This window comes from Streptomyces sp. NPDC031426, from assembly GCF_055581585.1.
Genome location: NZ_JBVIJE010000014.1, coordinates 80,203 through 98,530 on the forward strand (window position 1 = coordinate 80,203; position 18,328 = coordinate 98,530).

Consider the following 18,328-nt stretch of genomic DNA (forward strand, 5'->3'; position numbering starts at 1 on the left):
GTCGGCCGTAGCGTAGTGAGGTGCTCGCCCGCGGTCACACCCGCCGGGCGAGCACCTGCCCCTGCCAGTCGTTCTCGCCGGTGGTGTACGCCTGCGTCGGCGTGAAACCGTTCGCCTCGTAGAAGGCGACGAGCTTGCGGTCGCCCCCCGCGTAGCAGTCCACCCGCAACAGGGAGACCCCGGCCCGCCGGGTCTCCTCGGCCGCGTGCGCGAGCAGCGCGGCACCGGCGCCCCGTCCCTTGAACCGGCGGTCGGAGGCGAGCCAGTGGATGTACCGCTCGGGCTCGCCCGGCGCCGGCAGATGCGACAGGTAGGCGCCGGGCGCGTCCGTGAGGGTGAGGGTGGCGGCCGGTACGCCGTCGATCTCGGCGAGGTAGGTGGTGCCCTGCGTCATGTACCCGGCGACCGATTCCGCGACCCTCGGGTTCTGCGACAGCGGCTCGCTTCCCCACTGCTCGGTGCGCCCGTGTGAGACCAGCCACCGCACACTGCTGTCGAGCATGCCGAGTATCGCCGGCAGGTCGTCGGGGCCGCCTTCGCGCATGGTGATCGTCATGGGGCCATCCTGCCCGCACGGGTCTGCGAAGGTGAAGGCATGAGACTCTTCGCCGCGGTGCTCCCTCCGGAGCATGTCATCCATGAACTCGCCGTCGAAGTGGCCAAGTTGAAACGGCTGCCCGGGGCCGAGCGGCTGCGCTGGACCAACCGGCCGGGCTGGCACTTCACCCTCGCCTTCTACGGCGAGGTCGCCGAGGACCTCGTACCGGACCTGTCGGACCGCCTGGCCCGCGCGGCCGGCCGTACGGCGCCCTTCGACCTCGCCCTCTCCGGCGGCGGCCAGTTCGGGCACGGCAAGGCCCTGTGGACCGGCGCCTACGGCGAGGTGGAGGCGATGCGGCTGCTGGCCGACCGGGCGGAGTCGGCGGCGCGGAAGGCGGGCGTGTCGATGGGGGAGCACCGGCGGTACAAGGCCCACCTGACGGTGGCGCGCGGCCGGGACTCGGTGGACGTACGGCCGTATGTCGATCTGCTCCGCGAGTTCACCAGCCGGACCTGGACGGTGAACGAGCTGGTGCTGGTGCGGAGCAACCTGCCGCGGTCGGGGATGGTGGGGGAGCAGCCGCGCTATGAGGCGGTCGCCCGCTGGGCACTGGGCGCCGGCCGTTAGGCTCGACGGTGTGGACCCTAAGACTCGGAACCGGATCATGGCCGGCGTGCTTGTGCTGATGTTCGTGGTGGTGGCTGTCTCGGCGGCCGTCAGGTAGCGGTGTGACGGAGGAGCGGCGGCGGGGAACTGCGGCCGGTTGCCGGGTGTAGGCCCGTCGGGGCAGGTCGCGCCCGCGCGGCGGGGCCGCGTATCAAACGCAGCCCCGCCCTCCTTACGGGGCGTCGGCACCTCCCGGAACTACCAGGCGAAGGCCTCCGGGGACGGGCCCGGCCCCGGGAAGATCTCGTCCAGGCCGGCCAGCAGCTCCTCGGTCAGCTCCAGCTCCGAAGCCCTGATCGCGGACTCCAGCTGTTCGGCCGTACGCGGGCCGACGATGGGACCCGTCACACCCGGGCGGGTGAGCAGCCAGGCCAGGGCCACCTCGCCGGGCTCCAGGCCGTGCTTGTCGACCAGGTCCTCGTACGCCTGGATCCGGGCGCGGGCGGCCGGATCCTTGAGGGTGTCGGCGGCCCGGCCGGTGGCGCGGCGGCCGCCCTGGACCTCCTTCTTGATGATCCCGCCGAGCAGACCGCCGTGCAGCGGCGACCACGGGATGACCCCGAGGCCGTAGTCCTGCGCGGCCGGGATGACCTCCATCTCGGCGCGGCGCTCGGCGAGGTTGTACAGGCACTGCTCGCTGACCAGGCCGATGGTGCCGCCGCGGCGGGCGGCGATCTCGTTGGCCTGGGCGATCTTGTAGCCGGGGAAGTTGGAGGAGCCGGCGTACAGGATCTTCCCCTGCTGGACCAGGGTGTCGATGGCCTGCCAGATCTCCTCGAACGGGGTGCTGCGGTCGATGTGGTGGAACTGGTAGAGGTCGATGTAGTCGGTCCGCAGCCGCTGCAGGCTGGCGTCCACGGCGCGGCGGATGTTCAGCGCGGAGAGCTTGTCGTGGTTGGGCCAGGCGGTCTCGCCGTCGGGGGCCATGTTGCCGTAGACCTTGGTGGCGATGACGACCTTGTCACGGCGCTCGCCGCCCCGGGCGAACCAGTTGCCGATGATCGTCTCGGTGCGGCCCTTGTTCTCGCCCCACCCGTACACATTGGCCGTGTCGAAGAAGTTGATGCCCGCGTCCAGCGCCGCGTCCATGATGGTGTGGCTGTCGGCCTCGTCGGTCTGCGGCCCGAAGTTCATCGTCCCGAGGACGAGTCGGCTGACCTTGAGTCCCGTGCGTCCAAGCTGCGTGTACTTCATGGTTCTCCAGCCAACGGCTTGAAGTGCGCTCGAAGCAAGGGCTTTCGGGAGGACCGGGTGTCAGTCGCGAGGCAACTCGGCGGTTTTGAAGGTGAGACGGAGGGGGGTGGTGGTCATGTCAACGTCAGTTCCATAACTGACGCGCAGTTCACAGGTGTACTCGCCCTTCTTGGGTTCGGTGTACACGTAGCACCGGCCCTGGTAAGGGTCCGCGATGAGGTACACGGGGATCTCGGCCACCGCGTAGGCGGTCTTCTTGGGGCCGTAGTCGTTGTGGGCGGTGCCCTTCGAGGTGACCTCAGCGACGAACTCGATGTCTTCGTACCGCCAGCGGCCCTCGTCGTCCTTCGCGGCGCCCTCGCGCATTTTGGCCACGTCGGGGCAGAAGCCGTTCTTGGGGCCGGGGAAGTCGATACGGACGTCCGTGAAAATCCGCGCACGCCTTCCGAAGCGGTCCTCAAGTGCCCAGATGATATGGCGAATGGTCTCCCAGTGGATGTCCCGCTGTGGCGTCATGAAGATGTTGCCCCCGACGATCTCGACCTTGTATCCCTCGGGGACGGGCATGCGCTCGAACCGCTCGAACCACTGGTCCAGGTAGGTGGCGTTCTCGTCGGCCATCTTGATCTCGATCCTGTCTTCCAGGATGGTCATCGTGGCGCTCCTCCCCGGCTGCCCACGGACGAGTGCAGCCGCGCGGTCCAACGATACGCACCGTGACCAGGGGACGCCGTAATTCGGTCAACCTGTTCCGGCTACGTACGCCTGTCCGACCCCCCACGCCTCCCACATCGCCCCCGCGAACGCCGCCGCGATCCGGTGCTCCCCGCTCACGTTGGGATGGGTGCCGTCGTAGGTGTCGACGTGGATGTCGTACGACTCCGGCGGCGAGGCCAGCAGGATCGGCGACCGGGGTTCGTCCAGGTCGGCGACCGCCTTGGCGAGCAGGACGTTGAAGCGGTCGACCTGCTCGGCGAAGGAACCGTCCGCCGCGGCCCGGATGTTCGGGATCACCGGCAGCAGCACCATGCGGATGCGCGGCTCGGCCGCCCGCGCCCCGGCGACGAAGGCGCGCACGTTCTGAGCCGTCTGCTCGGCGTTGGTGTAGAAGCCCAGGTCGATCAGTCCGAGGGAGACCAGCAGCACGTCGGCCGGGTGCTCCCGTATCGCCTCGCCGATCAGCGGAGCCATGTGCAGCCAGCCCTCGCCCCAGCCGGCCAGGTGGCGGCGGGGGAAGCCGGGCTCGGCGTAGGCGTGGGAGGTCGGCGCCTCGGTCGCCTTGTCGTACAGCTCCTCGCGCGGTCCGACGAAGGTGAACGGGCCGCCGTACGTGTCGCACAGATGCCGCCACAGCCGGTAACGCCATGTGTGCTCGCCCGCGCTCCCGATCGTCATGGAGTCACCTACGGGCATGAACCTAAGCATCCGCTCATGATGGACGATCACGCGCGCCGATGGGATGTGAGGCCCACCACGTCCACGGGACCCGTCGGCAGCATGCCCGGTCACCCCTGGGAGGGAATGGCAGTCTTGGCCCATGCGTCCATCGTCCGCCCTCCTCGCCGGGTTGCTGCTCGCCGCCGCCTGTACGCTGCCCGCCTCCGCCGCCGAGAGCGCCGACGGGGCCGGCGACCAGGGGTTCACCCTCAAGGACCCGCGGATCACCGAGTCCAGCGGGCTCGCCGCCTCCCACCTCCACCCTGGCATCTACTGGACGCACAACGACAGCGGCGACGGGCCGTACATCTACGCCGTGGACAGCCGGACCGGGAAGACCGTCGCCCGGATCACCCTGCGCGGCATCGGCACCCCGCGTGACGACGAGGCCATCTCCATCGGGCCGCACAACGAGATCTACCTGGGCGACATCGGCGACAACTACGGCGGCAGATGGCCGTACGTGTGGATCTACCGGCTGCCCGAGCCCGAGGAGCTGAAGGACCAGACGGTCACCGCCACGCAGTACGTCGTGAAGTACGCGAACGGGCCGCGCGACGCGGAGTCGCTGATCGTCCACCCGAAGACCGGGCGGGTCTACATCATCGACAAGAAGGAGGACGGCGGGCACCTGTACGAGGGCCCGGCGACCCTCTCCACCTCCGGCGCGAACATCTTCGAGCCGATCGCCCCCGTCGACCTCTGGGCCACGGACGCGGCCTTCTCACCGGACGGGCGGCAGCTCGCCGTGCGCGGGTACCTGGGCGGGATCTACTACGACTGGAACGGCGGCCGGATCAAGCGGGAGGGCCAGCTCGACGTGCCCCTTCAGGGACAGGGCGAGGGCGTCTCGTACTCCCCCGACGGGACCGAGCTGCTCTACAGCAGCGAGGGCGCGGGCAGCGAGGTCGTGGCGAAGCAGGCGCCGAGCCGGCCGGACGCCAAGTCCCCGTCGGCGAGCGCGAGTTCGGGTTCGGCGGGGAGTGCGGCCGGGACCGGGGACGGTCTGAAGGCGGGTGCCGCCGTCGTCGTCGCCGTCGGGCTGGCGGCCCTGTTCGGGCTGCGGCGGCTGCGGCGGCGCCGATGAGGCCGCGTCGCACGGCGACATGACCGAAGGGCGCCCGGTGTTCGCCGGGCGCCCTTCATCGTCGTACCTGGGATCGTGCCCGAGATCGGCGTACCCGAGAGGTCAGAGCTTCTCGATCACGTAGTCGATGCAGTGCGTCAGCGCCTCGACGTCCGCCGGGTCGATCGCCGGGAACATCGCGACGCGCAGCTGGTTGCGGCCGAGCTTGCGGTAGGGCTCGGTGTCGACGATGCCGTTGGCGCGCAGGGCCTTGGCGACGGCGGCCGCGTCGATCTCGTCGGAGAAGTCGATCGTGCCGATGACCTGCGAGCGCTTGGCCGGGTCGGTGACGAACGGGGTGGCGTACTTCGACTCCTCCGCCCAGGAGTACAGGCGGGTCGAGGAGTCCTTGGTGCGGGCCGTGGACCAGGCGAGACCGCCCTGGCCGTTCAGCCACTCCAGCTGCTGGTTCAGCAGGAACAGGGTGCCGAGGGCCGGGGTGTTGTACGTCTGGTTCTTGCGGGAGTTGTCGATCGCCGTGGGCAGCGAGAAGAACTCCGGGACGTGGCGGCCGGAGGCGTGGACGCGCTCGGCGCGCTCGATCGCGGCCGGGGAGAAGACGCCGATCCACAGGCCGCCGTCGGAGGCGAAGGACTTCTGCGGGGCGAAGTAGTAGACGTCCGTCTCGGACACGTCGACCGGGAGGCCGCCGGCGCCGGAGGTGGCGTCCACGAGGACCAGGGAACCGGAGTCCGCGCCTTCGACACGCTTGATGGGCATCGCGACGCCCGTCGAGGTCTCGTTGTGGGTGAAGGCGTACACGTCGACGCCGGCCTCGGCCCGCGCCTCGGGGTGGGTGCCGGGGTCGCTGGAGATGACGGTGGGCTCGGCCAGCCACGGGGCGAGCCTCGCGGCCTTGGCGAACTTGGAGGAGAACTCGCCGAAGCTCAGGTGCTGGGACTTGTTCTCGATCAGGCCATGGGTGGCGATGTCCCAGAAGGCGGTCGAGCCGCCGTTGCCGAGGACCACCTCGTAGCCCTCGGGCAGGGAGAACAGCTCGGAGATGCCCTCACGGACCTTGCCGACCAGGTTCTTGACGGGCGCCTGGCGGTGGGAGGTGCCGAGCAGGGAGCTTCCGGTCGCGGCGAGGGCGTCGAGCGCCTCGGTGCGCACCTTGGAGGGGCCCGCGCCGAAACGTCCGTCGGCGGGCTTGATGTCAGCGGGAATCTGGATGTCGGCCACGAGTCGGAGGGTATCCGGTGGGCGAAACCGGGCGGAACCGTGTCCGTCCGATGAGACGAGATCGCCGGGCCCTGGACTCGTGAATTCGTACGACGATCTGCGGGAGGCTGTGGAAAACTTCCGGTGACTGTCCGTGAGCGGATGCATCCTGGACGCATGACGGATCACTCGGGTCTCGAAGCGGAGCTGCGCGGCGCCGTCCGGGGCGAGGTCGGTTTCGACACCGCCTCCCGGGCGCTGGTCACCATGGACGCGTCCAACTACCGGCGCGTTCCGGCGGGTGTCGTTGCCCCGAGAGACGCCGACGACGTGGCCGCCGTGCTGGAGGTCTGCCGGGCGCGCGGGGTGCCGGTGGTGGCGCGCGGCGGGGGCACGTCGATCGCCGGGCAGGCGACCGGCACCGGCGTGGTGCTGGACTTCACCCGGCATATGAACGGCCTGCTGGAGCTGGACCCCGGCACCCGAACGGCCGTCGTCCAACCGGGTCTCGTCCTCGACCGGCTCCAGGAGGCCGCGGCCCCGCACGGCCTGCGCTTCGGCCCGGACCCGTCCACCCACAGCCGGTGCACGCTCGGCGGGATGATCGGCAACAACTCCTGCGGCTCGCACTCGGTCGCCTGGGGCACGACCGCGGACAGCGTGCGGGAGCTGTCCGTCGTCACCGCGCGCGGCCGTCGGCTGCGGCTCGGGCAGGGCTGGGCGGGCGCGCCGGACGGGCTGCGCGAGCTGGCCGAGGGGGAATTGGCGCGGCTGCGCACCGGCTTCCCCGAGCTGCCCCGCCGTATCTCCGGGTACGCGCTGGACGCGCTGCTGCCCGAGAAGGGCGCCGATGTCGCCCGGTCCTTCTGCGGTTCCGAGGGCACCCTCGGCATCCTCACCGCGGCCGTCGTCCAGCTCGTCCAGGCCCCCCACGCGCGTGCCCTGGCCGTGCTGGCGTACGGCGACGAGAGCGCCGCTGCCGAGGCCGCCGCCGGTCTGCTGCCCTACGGCCCGCTGACGGTGGAGGGCATGGCGGCCGACCTGGTGCGCACGCCGGCCGGTCTGCCGAAGGGGGGTGCCTGGCTGTTCGTGGAGACCGGCGGGGACTCGGCGGCCGCGGCACGCGCACAAGCGGAGGCCATCGTCCGCGCGGCCGGCGTGACCGACTCCCTGGTGGTGACCGACCCGGCCGCCCAGCGGACCCTGTGGCGCATCCGCGAGGACGCGAGCGGTACGGCGACGCGTATGCCGGACGGCAGCGAGGCCTGGCCGGGCTGGGAGGACTGCGCGGTGCCGCCCGCCCGGCTCGGCGCCTATCTGCGCGACTTCCGCGCCCTGCTGTCGGCGCACGGCCTGCGCGGCACGCCGTACGGCCACTTCGGCGACGGCTGCATCCACGTCCGCATCGACTTCGACCTGCTCACCGGGGCCGGCATCGGCCGTTTCCGCCGCTTCTCCGAGGAACTGGCCGACCTGGTGGTGGAGCACGGCGGCTCCCTGTCCGGGGAGCACGGCGACGGACAGGCCCGCGCCGAGCTGCTGCCGCGCATGTACGGCGCGCAGACCGTCCGGCTCTTCGAGCGGGCCAAGGCGGTCTGGGACCCGGACGACCTGCTGAACCCGGGGATGCTGGTCCGCCCGGCCCGGCTGGACGAGAACCTCCGCTTCTCGGTCCTGCCCCGCGACCCGGTCGACGTGGCCTTCGGCTACCCGGCCGACGAAGGCGACTTCCGCGCCGCCGTCCGCCGCTGCGTCGGCGTCGCCAAGTGCCGTACGACGACCGTGTCCGGCCCGGCCGTGATGTGCCCGTCCTTCCGGGCGACCGGCGAGGAGGAGCACTCCACGCGCGGCCGGGCCCGGCTGCTGCACGAGATGCTGGCCGGCGAACTGGTCACCGACGGCTGGCGTTCGACCGAGGTGCGGGACGCCCTCGACCTGTGCCTGTCCTGCAAGGGCTGCCGCTCCGACTGCCCGGTCGGCGTCGACATGGCCACCTACAAGGCGGAGTTCCTGCACCACCACTACGCCGGCCGGCGCCGTCCCGCCGCGCACATCTCCATGGGCCGGCTGCCGCAGTGGCTGCGCTGGGTCGCCGCCACCCGCACGGCGCCGCTGCTCAACGCCCTCGCCTCGGTGCGGCCGCTGGCCGGTGTCGGCAAACGCCTGGGCGGGATCGCGCCCGAGCGGGAGATTCCCCGGCTGGCGACACGGACGTTCACCGGCTGGTGGCGCGGCAGGAAGCCCGCACACAGCGGCACCGGGGGGCCGGCGCCGGGCGGCTCGGGCCCGGAGGACCTGGTCGTGCTCTGGCCGGACACCTTTACCGAGCATCTGTCACCGTCCGTCGGCCGGGCCGCCGTCCGGGTGCTGGAGGCCGCCGGGCTGCGGGTGGCCCTGCCGCCGACGCTGCTGCTGCGCGGGGGAAGGATCGGCGGAACCGACGACGGCCGGAGCAGGCCGGCCACCGCGCTGCTCACCGCCCGCCGGGCCCGGGTCTGCTGCGGCCTCACCTATGTCTCCACCGGCCAGCTCGACCGCGCCCGTGCCGTGCTGCGGCGCACGCTGGACCTGATGGAGCCGGTGCTGCGGGCCGGGGTCCCGGTCGTCGTCCTGGAACCGAGCTGTGCCGCGGCCCTCCGCACCGACCTGCCGGAACTCCTGCACGACGACCCGCGCGCCGCCCGCCTCTCCGCGGCCGTCGTCACCTTCGCCGAGGCCCTTCAGCGGCACGCCCCGCACTGGACCCCACCCGCGGTGGACCGCCCGGTCGCCGGCCAGACCCACTGCCACCAGCACGCGGTGCTCGGCGACGCCCCCGACCGCCGGCTGCGAGCGGCCGCGGGCCTCACCGGCGAGCTGAGCGGCGGCTGCTGCGGCCTCGCCGGCAACTTCGGCTTCGAGAAAGGCCACTTCGAGGTGTCCCGGGCCTGCGCGGAGGAACAGCTCCTGCCCGCGGTCCGTGAGGCATCCGAGCAGACCGTGATCCTGGCCGACGGCTTCTCCTGCCGCACCCAGCTGGCACAGCTGGCCGGGGTGCGGGGGCGGCACCTGGCGGAGGTGCTGGCGGAGGCGCTGGACCAGCCGGCGGGAGAGGTGAAGTGACCGAGGGGGAGCGTAGTGACGAGGGACTTGAAGTGACCGAGGAATACAGCAGGGTGGCCGTGCTGTCCGACATCCACGGTGTGCTGCCCGCCCTGGCGGCGGTGCTGGCGGAACCCGATGTGGCGGCGGCCGACCGTATCGTCCTGACCGGCGACATCACGGCGGGCCCGCAGCCGGCCGAGGTGCTGGACCTGCTGCGGGAGCAGGGCGAGCGGGTGCTGTGGCTCGCGGGAAACGCCGACCGGGAGCTGGTGGAGTACCGGCGCGGCGAGCGCACCGACATCCCCGACCCCATCGGCCCGCACGCGGCCCGGGCCCTTCGCGAGGAGCAGATCGACTTCCTCGCCGGCCTGCCTCGCACGCTCACCCTGCGCGTCGGCGGCCTCGGCACGGTCCTGTTCTGCCATGCCACCCCGCGCGACGACGAGGAGCTGGTGCTGGTGGACTCCCGCCCCGACCGCTGGGCGGAGGTCTTCACCGGCCTCGACCCCGGCATCGGCACGGTCGTCTGCGGTCACACCCACATGCCGTACGCCCGTCTGGCGCACGGCCGCCTGGTGGTCAATCCCGGCAGCGTCGGCATGCCCTACGGCCGCCCCGGCGCCCACTGGTGCCTCCTGGGCCCCGGCACCGACCTGCGCGTGACGCCGTACGACATCCCGGCGGCCGTCGCCCGGCTCACCGCGGAGTGCGCCTACCCGGAGATCGCCGAGTGGGCCGACCACTACCTGTACGCCCGGGCGACGGACACTCAGGTGCTGGCGGCATGGGGACCGAAGGACGGGAGGGATGGTTCATAGGACGACCTGACCGGCGATCTCCAAGGAGCGCGCATGACCCTCACCCTCCGGGCCATCACCCGTGCCGAGCACCTCGCCTTCGTGGCGGGCCGACCCTCCGTCAGTCATATGCAGGTGCCGTCGTGGGGGGATGTGAAGGCGGACTGGAAGGCGGAGAGCCTCGGCTGGTTCCAGCCGGACGGGCGGCTCGCCGGGGCCGGGCTGGTGCTGCTCAGGCCACTGCCGAAGATCAGACGGTATCTGGCCTATCTGCCCGAGGGCCCGGTCATCGACTGGGACTCGCCCGACCTGGAGCGCTGGCTGGAGCCGATGCTCGCCCATCTCAAGGCGCTGGGCGCGTTCTCGGTGAAGATGGGCCCGCCCGTGGTGGCCCGGCGCTGGAGTACCGAGGCGGTCAAGGCCGCGATCGCCGACCCGGACGCGCACCGGTTGCGGGACGTGCCGCCGACCTCGTCCGAACAGGGCGCCGCGGACCTGGCCGGCCGGCTGCGCCGGATGGGCTGGCGGCAGGCCGAGGCCGGCGGCGAGGAGGGATTCGCCGCCGGTCAGCCGCGGTATGTGTGCCAGGTGCCGTTCGCCGGACGGTCGCTGGACGACATCCACCGGGGCCTCAACCAGCAGTGGCGGCGCAACATCAAGAAGGCCGAGAAGGCGGGCGTGAAGGTCGTCCGGGGCGGCTACGAGGACCTGCCGGTTTTCTACGGTCTGTACGCCGAGACTGCCCGGCGCGACCGGTTCATCCCGCGCCCGCTGCCGTACTTCCAGCGCATGTGGACCGCGCTCACCGCCGAGGACCCCGACCGGATGCGGCTGTATCTCGCGCACCACGACGGCGACGTGCTCGCCGCGGCCACGATGCTGATCGTCGGCGGGCACGTCTGGTACTCCTACGGCGCCTCCACCGCCCGCAGACGCGAGGTGCAGCCCAGCAACGCGATGCAGTGGCGCATGATGTGCGACGCCCACGAACTCGGGGCGGACGTCTACGACTTCCGGGGCATCACCGACACCCTGGAGGAGTCCGACCCCCTCCTCGGCCTGCTCCGCTTCAAGGTGGGCGCGGGCGGCGAGGCCGTGGAGTACCTGGGCGAGTGGGGCTTCCCCCTGAACCGCCTGCTGCACAAGGCACTTGACGTCTACCTGACCCTGCGCTGAGGCCGTTCTCAGCAGCAGTACGGTTACGCCCCCTACGCCTTCCGTGACGAGGAGGCGTGGCCGGGTATCTGATTCCAGCATCCGGGACAGCTGCTTAAAGGGTTCACGCACCTGTCAAGGTCCATTACCCTGGACCTGGTAGTACATCGAGATGAACGAACCCGATCAAGCACAGGACCGCCCGTGACCGCCACCTCCAGCACCGCCACGCCGACCCCGGTCACCCCTGCCCGAGGACCGCGCCGCTTCGGCTCGCTCGGCCCGGTCGGCCTGGTCCTGGCCGGCGGCATCTCGGTCCAGTTCGGCGGCGCCCTCGCGGTGACCCTGATGCCGAGCGCGGGCGCACCGGGCGTCGTCACCCTGCGCCTCCTCGCGGCCGCGGTGGTCCTCCTCCTGGTCTGCCGCCCCCGTCTGCGCGGCCACTCGCGTGCCGACTGGGGCACGGTGATCGCGTTCGGTATCGCCATGGGGGCGATGAACGGCCTTTTCTACGAGGCGGTGGCCCGTATCCCGCTCGGCCCGGCGGTCACCCTGGAGGTCCTCGGCCCGCTGTCCCTGTCCGTCCTGACCTCCCGCCGCGCGATCAACGCGCTGTGGGCGGGCCTCGCCCTGCTCGGCGTCTTCCTGCTGAGCGGCGGAGGCTTCAGCAGTCTGGACCCCACAGGTGTCGGATTCGCCCTGGGCGCCGGCGCCATGTGGGCGATCTACATCCTCTTCAGCGCCCGTACGGGCCGCCGCTTCCCCCAGGCGGACGGCCTGGCGTTGGCCATGGCGGTCGCAGCCCTCCTCTTCCTCCCCATCGGCATCACCGCGGCAGGCACCCGCCTCCTGAACCCCACCACCGTCGCCCTCGGCTCGGCGGTGGCCCTGCTCTCCTCCGTCCTGCCCTACACCCTCGAACTCCTGGCCCTGCGCCGCCTTCCCGCATCCACGTTCGCAATCCTGATGAGCCTGGAGCCGGCGATAGCGGCCACGGCCGGCTTCCTGATCCTCGGCCAGTCCCTGTCCCTGACGGAGGCCGCCGCCATCACCCTGGTCATCGCGGCGAGCATCGGCGCGGTCCGCACCCAGGTGGGCCGGGGCAAGGCCAGAGTGGAACCGGCCCCGGAGGCCTGACGTCCTCGAACTCACCGACGCGCTTGGCCAGACGTCTCGCTTCGGCTGGGATGCCGAAGGACGGCTACTCACACGCGTCGGCCCCGACGGGAGTAGCGAGCAGTGGCAGTGGGACGGCGAAGACACTCGCCACGAACTCTACGTGCACCCACGGTGGCGACACTCCCAGGACGTCGGAACACCGCTGGCGCAGCAGCCGGTGCCCGAAGTCGTCGGCCGTGAAGAACTCGTCCCGTCCCCTTGCGTGCTGGATCCCGAGGAAATCATCGAGCATCCCTACTTCATGACGCTCGACCCTGCCATGCAGGAACGCATCGCCGCATGGGAAGGGCCTGAGGATGCGGGCGACCGGTACATCTCGGATCTGTCCACGGCTCCTGGCTGGAAGGTCGGCGGGTACGTGGCGTGGCCTCTTACGGGGCCACGGCCGTTGCTCTGCTCCGTCTGCGGCGCGGAACTCGCCCCGCTGCTGACGGCGGACGAACGCGAATGGGATCCCAGCACGACCAGTTGGATCCCCTACGAAGACCAGCCAGCCGCGGACACCTTGTGGGCCAACGACCCTACCGGAGTCTCGCCGGGCCGCGGTCGCCTGACCGTCGCCGTATGCCCTTGGGACCCGCATCACCCCATCGACCTCGTCGTGCAGTGAGCCAACCGGGCGTCCTCGCAGCGGCGGGGGAGGTGCTGCCGGACGACCTCCGCTTCGTCGGGTACCGTCCCGCCTTCCTGGACAAGCAGGTGGCGGGCGGTCGGCGCGGAGTGAATTCGCCGACGGGGCCGATCGTCCACGCAGCGCATCCCAGCCCCGGCCGCTTCCGGCCGGGGGCTGATCCGTCGCTTCAGCCCTTGACCGACTGCACGAAGGCCGACCAGGCGCGGGTGGGGAAGAGGAGGGCGGGCCCCTGCTGGTGCTTGGAGTCACGGATGGCTATGGCGGGGGTGAGATCGGCGACCTCGACGCACTCGCCTCCGGTGTCGCCGCTGTACGACGACTTACGCCATATCGTGCCCGTCAGGTTGCGGTTCGTTTCCATAACGCTCCTCCATCACACGGGCGATCAACGCCGCCGTGTCGTCCACGGAGAGCGCGGCGGCCTGCAGATGATCGTAACGGACCGAACCTTCCCTGACAGCTTCCGGATTGGCCGTCATGTGTCCCTGAACGAAGTCCTCGGTGTAGACGATGTCCCGGTCTTTGTCGAACCGGAGAAGCGTGTATGAGCCGAGCAGGCCGGTATGGGCTCCGGCCTCGAAGGGCAACACTTGGATCTCCAGCCACCTGCGCTTCTGCAGATGCAACAGGTGCGCCAGTTGCTCCCGCATGACCTCATGGCCGTCGACCTCCTGATGCAGTACGGCCTCGCTCAAGATCACCCAGGTCACCGGCGGTTGCTCACGGTCCAGGATGCGCTGACGCTCCAGGCGGGCGGCGACCCTTCCCTCGAGACGGCCATCGTCCCGGGTGCTCAGCACCGCTCGCGCGTAGGCCCCTGTCTGGAGAAGCCCGTAGACCAACTGGGCTTGGTATGTGTAGATGTACGCGGCCTTCGCCTCCATCTCCGCATACGGCTGGAACCAACTCGGCAACTGGCTCCGCAACACCAGCCCGACCAGCCGCGAGAACAACCCGTCCGTCCCCAGCGCCGCATCCACCCGCTCGGAGAACTCGCGCTGAGGCACCTTCGCCGCCGTCTCGATCTGACCGATCAGCGAGCCGGTACAGAAGACGATCGCGCCCAGCTGGCTCAATGTCAGCCCTGCGGCCTCCCGTGCCCTGCGCAGCTCATAGCCGTAGTAGTCCAACGGTGATGCACTGGGATCGAGTTTGCGGATGTTCACCTTCACCACCTCCGTTCACCGAGAGTAGTGACCTGCGTGCATGCAGGAGTCGGCCTGTGGAAAACAAATTCATGCAAGCGTGCTTGATTGTTTCTGCCCGCACTGCCATGCTCCCCCCATGGCCGACCCGACGCCCGTCATCGACGACCTGCGTGCCGAGAGCGAGGACCTCGACCTGCTCGTGGCCGAGTTGAGCCCCGAGCAGTGGGCACTGCCCACCCCCGCCCCCGGCTGGACCCTCGCCCACCAGATCGCGCATCTTGCCTGGACCGACCACTCGGCCCTGCTCGCCGTCACCGACGCGGACGCCTTCCAGGCGCTGGTGGAGAAGGCGCTCGCCGCCCCCGACTCCTTCGTGGACGAGGGCGCGGAGGAAGGCGCCCGGCTCGCGCCCGTCGAGCTGCTGTCGGCCTGGCGTGAGGGGCGCACCGCCCTCGACCGGGCCCTGCGCACCGCACCGCCCGGCGCCCGTTTCCCCTGGTACGGCCCACCCATGTCGGCCGCTTCCATGGCCACCGCCCGCCTCATGGAGACCTGGGCCCACGGCCTGGACATCGCCGACGCCCTGGGTGTGGTCCGCCCACCCACCGACCGGCTCAGGCATGTGGCCCGACTCGGGGTGCGCACACGCGACTTCGCCTACACCGTCCACCAGCTCACCCCTCCCGCCGAAGAGTTCCGCGTCGAACTCATCGCACCGACGGGGGAGACGTGGGCATACGGCCCGGAGAACGCCCCGCAACGCGTCACCGGCCCCGCTCTCGACTTCTGCCTCCTCGTCACCCAGCGCGCCCACCGGGCCGACCTCGCCCTGACGGCCGTCGGCCCGGACGCCGACCGCTGGCTGGACATCGCCCAGGCCTTCGCGGGCCCGCCCGGCGGCGGCCGTCCGCCGAAGGAGGACCCGGCGTGACCGGCCTCCGCATCGGCAACTTCTCCGGCTTCTACGGCGACCGCACGGGCGCCCTGCGCGAGATGCTGACCGGCGGCGAGGTCGACGTCCTCACCGGCGACTACCTCGCCGAACTCACCATGCTGATCCTCGCCCGCGACCGGCTGAAGGACCCCGGCGCCGGTTACGCCCGCACCTTCCCGCGCCAGCTGGAGGACTGCCTCGGCCTCGCCCATGAGCGCGGGGTGAAGATCGTCACCAACGCGGGCGGGCTCAATCCGGCCGGACTCGCCGATGCCGTACGGGAGTTGGCCGGCCGCCTCGGCATCCCGGTCCGCGTCGCGCACGTCGAGGGCGACGACCTCACCGCCTCCCACCCCGGCGCCCTCGCCGCCCACGCCTACCTCGGCGGCTTCGGCATCGCCGAGTGTCTGCGGGCCGGTGCGGACATCGTCGTCACGGGGCGCGTGACGGACGCGGCCCTGGTCACCGGGCCCGCCGCCGCCCACTTCGGGTGGGCGCGGACGGACCACGACCGGCTCGCGGGGGCTGGCGTCGCCGGGCATGTGCTGGAGTGCGGGACGCAGGCCACCGGCGGAAACTACGCGTTCTTCCGGGAGGGGGACGTACGCCGGCCCGGCTTCCCGCTCGCCGAGATCCACGCCGACGGCAGCAGTGTCATCACCAAGCACCCCGGCACCGGCGGCCTGGTCGACGTCGGCACGGTCACCGCGCAGCTGCTGTACGAGACCGGTGGCGGCCGGTACGCCGGCCCCGATGTCACCGCCCGGCTGGACACCGTACGGCTGAGCCAGGACGGGCCGGACCGGGTGCGGATCGAGGGCGTGCGCGGCGAGGCACCGCCGCCGGCCCTGAAAGTCGGCCTCAACCGGCTCGCCGGCTTCCGCAACGAGGTCGTCTTCGTCCTCACCGGACTCGACATCGAGGCGAAGGCCGAGCTGGTGCGGGCGCAGCTCTCCGACGTGCTCGCCAAGTCGCCGCCCGCCGAGGTCCGCTGGGAACTCGTGCGCACCGACCGGGCCGACGCCGACACCGAGGAGACCGCGAGCGCACTGCTGCGGCTCGTCGTACGGGACGCGGACGAGCGGGTCGTCGGGCGGGCGCTGAGCGGCGCTGCCGTGGAGCTGGCGCTGGCCAGCTACCCGGGCTTCCATGTGCTCTCCCCACCGGGGAAGGGCTCGCCTTATGGGGTTTTCGAGGATGTGTACGTCCCCCATGGCGCCGTCGACCATATGGCCGTCCTCCACGACGGACGGCGTGTCCCCGTGGCGCCGCCCCAGGAGACCCGGCCCCTGGACGCCGTACCGGAACCCGCCCTCCCCGATCCCCTTCCGCCCGGGCCGACCCGCCGCGCACCGCTCGGCCTGGTCGCCGGGGCCCGCAGCGGGGACAAGGGCGGCAATGCCAATGTCGGCGTCTGGGCGCGCAGTGACGAGGCCTGGCGGTGGCTCGCGCACGAGCTGACCGCCGAAAGCTTCCGGCAGTTGATCCCCGAGAGCCGGGACCTGCCCGTCACCCGGCATCTGCTGCCGAACCTCCGCGCGGTCAACTTCGTCGTCGAGGGCATCCTCGGCGCGGGCGTCGCCGCGCAGGCCCGCTTCGACCCGCAGGCCAAGGCCCTCGGCGAATGGCTGCGCTCCCGCCACCTGGACATCCCGGAGGCCCTGCTGTGACCACCCTGACCTCGGCCCTGGACCCGGCCGGCCCCGACTACCGGGCCAACCGCGAGGCCATGCTCGCCAAGCTCGCCGAACTGGAGGCCGAGCACGCCAGGGCGCTCGCGGGCGGCGGCGAGAAGTACGTGCAACGGCACCGGAAACGCGGCAAGTTGCTCGCGCGGGAGCGGATCGAGCTGCTCCTCGACCCGGACACGCCCTTCCTGGAGCTGTCCCCGCTGGCCGCCTGGGGGAGTGACTACACGGTCGGCGCCTCGATCGTCACCGGCATCGGCGTGGTCGAGGGCGTGGAGTGCCTGATCACCGCGAACGACCCGACCGTGCGCGGCGGCGCGAGCAACCCGTGGAGCCTGAAGAAGGCCCTGCGGGCGAACGACATCGCGCGCGCCAACCGGCTGCCCTGCATCAGCCTGGTGGAGTCGGGAGGGGCCGATCTGCCGTCCCAGAAGGAGATCTTCATCCCGGGCGGCGCCATCTTCCGCGATCTGACCCGCCTCTCCGCCGCAGGCATCCCGACCGTCGCCGTCGTCTTCGGCAACTCGACCGCCGGTGGCGCCTACATCCCCGGCATGTCCGACCACGTGATCATGGTCAAGGAGCGGGCGAAGGTCTTCCTCGGCGGGCCCCCGCTGGTGAAGATGGCCACCGGCGAGGAGAGCGACGACGAGTCCCTGGGCGGCGCCGAGATGCACGCGCGCGTGTCGGGCCTCGCCGACTACTTCGCCGTCGACGAGCCGGATGCCCTGCGCCAGGCCCGCCGGGTGGTGGCCCGGCTGAACCACCGCAAGGCCTACCCGGATCCCGGCCCCGCCGAGCCGCCCAAGTACGACCCGGAGGAACTGCTGGGCATCGTCCCCGGCGATCTGAAGATCCCCTTCGACCCGCGCGAGGTCATCGCCCGGATCGTCGACGCCTCCGACTTCGACGAGTTCAAGCCGCTGTACGGGACCAGTCTGGTCACCGGCTGGGCCGCCCTGCACGGATATCCGGTCGGCATCCTGGCCAACGCGCAGGGCGTGCTCTTCAGCGCGGAGTCGCAGAAGGCCGCCCAGTTCATCCAGCTCGCCAACCAGCGCGACATCCCGCTGCTCTTCCTGCACAACACCACCGGCTACATGGTCGGCAAGGAGTACGAGCAGGGCGGGATCATCAAGCACGGATCGATGATGATCAACGCGGTCAGCAACAGCAGGGTCCCGCACCTGTCCGTGCTCATGGGGGCGTCGTACGGCGCCGGGCACTACGGCATGTGCGGGCGTGCGTACGACCCCCGGTTCCTGTTCGCCTGGCCGAGCGCCAAGTCCGCCGTGATGGGGCCGCAGCAGCTCGCGGGCGTGCTGTCGATCGTCGCCCGCCAGTCGGCGGCGGCGAAGGGGCAGCCGTACGACGAGGACGCGGACGCCGCCCTGCGCGCCATGGTGGAGCAGCAGATCGAGTCCGAGTCGCTGCCGATGTTCCTGTCCGGGCGGCTGTACGACGACGGGGTCATCGACCCGCGCGACACCCGCACCGTCCTCGGCCTGTGCCTGTCGGCCCTCCACACCGCGCCCTACGAGGGCGCGCGCGGCGGCTTCGGCGTCTTCCGGATGTGAGGGATCA

General features: G+C 71.3%; 17 protein-coding genes. 10 read left to right on the forward strand and 7 right to left on the reverse strand.

All coding sequences use genetic code 11. From position 1 onward, the window contains the following. Positions 1–34: 34 nt before the first annotated feature. Complete coding sequence (locus ACZ5NH_RS27420; RefSeq protein WP_468778867.1) at positions 35–556, reverse strand: GNAT family N-acetyltransferase; 522 nt, start codon at positions 554–556, stop codon at positions 35–37. A gap of 39 nt (positions 557–595) precedes the next feature. On the opposite strand from ACZ5NH_RS27420, the gene thpR reads away from it, so the two are divergent. Beyond that, on the forward strand, positions 596–1,168 hold the full coding sequence (gene thpR, locus ACZ5NH_RS27425) for an RNA 2',3'-cyclic phosphodiesterase (protein WP_468778869.1): 573 nt from the start codon (positions 596–598) through the stop codon (positions 1,166–1,168). 237 nt (positions 1,169–1,405) lie between these two features. Here thpR and ACZ5NH_RS27430 read toward each other — a convergent pair whose 3' ends face one another. The 3 genes from ACZ5NH_RS27430 to ACZ5NH_RS27440 all read right to left on the reverse strand — a co-directional run bounded on the left by ACZ5NH_RS27430 (position 1,406) and on the right by ACZ5NH_RS27440 (position 3,826). Continuing rightward, on the reverse strand, positions 1,406–2,401 hold the full coding sequence (locus tag ACZ5NH_RS27430) for an aldo/keto reductase (protein ID WP_451555651.1): 996 nt from the start codon (positions 2,399–2,401) through the stop codon (positions 1,406–1,408). Between the two features lie 60 nt (positions 2,402–2,461). Further along, a complete protein-coding gene (locus ACZ5NH_RS27435) occupies positions 2,462–3,055 on the reverse strand; it encodes a Uma2 family endonuclease (protein ID WP_468778871.1) in 594 nt (197 codons plus the stop codon). Positions 3,056–3,142: 87 nt separating this feature from the next. Beyond that, positions 3,143–3,826: a GDSL-type esterase/lipase family protein gene (locus ACZ5NH_RS27440; RefSeq protein WP_468778873.1), complete on the reverse strand. Its 684-nt coding sequence runs from the start codon at positions 3,824–3,826 to the stop codon at positions 3,143–3,145. Positions 3,827–3,938: 112 nt separating this feature from the next. Here ACZ5NH_RS27440 and ACZ5NH_RS27445 point away from each other — a divergent pair, with 112 nt between their 5' ends. Continuing rightward, positions 3,939–4,925 carry a WD40 repeat domain-containing protein gene (locus ACZ5NH_RS27445; RefSeq protein WP_388630546.1) on the forward strand — a complete coding sequence of 329 codons (987 nt, stop codon included), beginning with the start codon at positions 3,939–3,941 and terminating at the stop codon, positions 4,923–4,925. A gap of 102 nt (positions 4,926–5,027) precedes the next feature. Here ACZ5NH_RS27445 and serC read toward each other — a convergent pair whose 3' ends face one another. After that, a complete protein-coding gene (gene serC, locus ACZ5NH_RS27450) occupies positions 5,028–6,146 on the reverse strand; it encodes a phosphoserine transaminase (RefSeq protein WP_468778875.1) in 1,119 nt (372 codons plus the stop codon). 156 nt (positions 6,147–6,302) lie between these two features. On the opposite strand from serC, the gene ACZ5NH_RS27455 reads away from it, so the two are divergent. The 5 genes from ACZ5NH_RS27455 to ACZ5NH_RS27475 all read left to right on the forward strand — a co-directional run bounded on the left by ACZ5NH_RS27455 (position 6,303) and on the right by ACZ5NH_RS27475 (position 12,950). After that, complete coding sequence (locus ACZ5NH_RS27455; RefSeq protein ID WP_468778877.1) at positions 6,303–9,227, forward strand: FAD-binding and (Fe-S)-binding domain-containing protein; 2,925 nt, start codon at positions 6,303–6,305, stop codon at positions 9,225–9,227. Between the two features lie 32 nt (positions 9,228–9,259). Further along, positions 9,260–10,027, forward strand: a complete 768-nt coding sequence (locus ACZ5NH_RS27460) for a metallophosphoesterase family protein (RefSeq protein WP_468778879.1) — start codon at positions 9,260–9,262, stop codon at positions 10,025–10,027. A 33-nt stretch (positions 10,028–10,060) separates the two neighbouring features. Beyond that, positions 10,061–11,182, forward strand: a complete 1,122-nt coding sequence (locus tag ACZ5NH_RS27465) for a lipid II:glycine glycyltransferase FemX (protein ID WP_468778881.1) — start codon at positions 10,061–10,063, stop codon at positions 11,180–11,182. 183 nt (positions 11,183–11,365) lie between these two features. Then, the gene (locus ACZ5NH_RS27470; protein WP_468778883.1) at positions 11,366–12,298 is read left to right on the forward strand and encodes an EamA family transporter; all 933 of its coding nucleotides are present in this window, start codon (positions 11,366–11,368) and stop codon (positions 12,296–12,298) included. Positions 12,299–12,497: 199 nt separating this feature from the next. Then, on the forward strand, positions 12,498–12,950 hold the full coding sequence (locus ACZ5NH_RS27475) for a hypothetical protein (protein ID WP_468778885.1): 453 nt from the start codon (positions 12,498–12,500) through the stop codon (positions 12,948–12,950). A gap of 190 nt (positions 12,951–13,140) precedes the next feature. On the opposite strand, the gene ACZ5NH_RS27480 is transcribed toward ACZ5NH_RS27475, so the two are convergent. Further along, positions 13,141–13,335: a DUF397 domain-containing protein gene (locus ACZ5NH_RS27480; RefSeq protein WP_468778887.1), complete on the reverse strand. Its 195-nt coding sequence runs from the start codon at positions 13,333–13,335 to the stop codon at positions 13,141–13,143. Continuing rightward, complete coding sequence (locus ACZ5NH_RS27485; RefSeq protein WP_468778889.1) at positions 13,295–14,140, reverse strand: helix-turn-helix domain-containing protein; 846 nt, start codon at positions 14,138–14,140, stop codon at positions 13,295–13,297. The genes ACZ5NH_RS27480 and ACZ5NH_RS27485 overlap by 41 nt, the downstream gene beginning before the upstream one ends. Positions 14,141–14,258: 118 nt before the next feature. On the opposite strand from ACZ5NH_RS27485, the gene ACZ5NH_RS27490 reads away from it, so the two are divergent. Genes ACZ5NH_RS27490 through ACZ5NH_RS27500 form a run of 3 tightly spaced genes read left to right on the forward strand, consistent with a single transcriptional unit; the run spans position 14,259 to position 18,321 of the window. Next, on the forward strand, positions 14,259–15,053 hold the full coding sequence (locus ACZ5NH_RS27490; protein ID WP_468778891.1) for a TIGR03084 family metal-binding protein: 795 nt from the start codon (positions 14,259–14,261) through the stop codon (positions 15,051–15,053). Continuing rightward, positions 15,050–16,726 (forward strand): acyclic terpene utilization AtuA family protein, encoded by a 1,677-nt coding sequence (locus tag ACZ5NH_RS27495; RefSeq protein WP_468778893.1) that lies wholly within the window; start codon positions 15,050–15,052, stop codon positions 16,724–16,726. The genes ACZ5NH_RS27490 and ACZ5NH_RS27495 overlap by 4 nt, the downstream gene beginning before the upstream one ends. Further along, positions 16,723–18,321 (forward strand): acyl-CoA carboxylase subunit beta, encoded by a 1,599-nt coding sequence (locus tag ACZ5NH_RS27500; protein ID WP_468778895.1) that lies wholly within the window; start codon positions 16,723–16,725, stop codon positions 18,319–18,321. Before ACZ5NH_RS27495 ends, ACZ5NH_RS27500 begins: the two co-directional genes overlap by 4 nt. Positions 18,322–18,328: the final 7 nt, after the last annotated feature.